General features: G+C 84.9%; 1 pseudogene. It reads right to left on the reverse strand.

The features are described 5' to 3' along the window. A pseudogene (locus tag XI09_RS04565) lies at positions 1 to 416 on the reverse strand (hypothetical protein); the annotation flags it as partial.

Here is a 416-nt window from a genome sequence, read left to right on the forward strand (position 1 = left end):
CTGTCGTAGGCAACGCCCCCCCCCCCCCCCCCCCCCCCCCCCCCCCCCCCCCCCCCCCCCCCCCCCCCCCCCCCCCCCCCCCCCCCCCCCCCCCCCCCCCCCCCCCCCCCCCCCCCCCCCCCCCCCCCCCCCCCCCCCCCCCCCCCCCCCCCCCCCCCCCCCCCCCCCCCCCCCCCCCCCCCCCCCCCCCCCCCCCCCCCCCCCCCCCCCCCCCCCCCCCCCCCCCCCCCCCCCCCCCCCCCCCCCCGGTCGCCGTATTCCGCGGGGGTACGGATCAGCGGATGATCCTGGGTGAGCGGCGATGCCGGCTGTGGCGTCACTCCAACCTGCGCGATCGCCTGTTCGAACAACCGCTCGACGGTCGCACGCACGTGCTTGTAGCGGTAGATGCGGTTGTCGATGGCGTGCGCGCAGGC

This window comes from Bradyrhizobium sp. CCBAU 11386, from assembly GCF_028128955.1.
Lineage (GTDB): Bacteria > Pseudomonadota > Alphaproteobacteria > Rhizobiales > Xanthobacteraceae > Bradyrhizobium.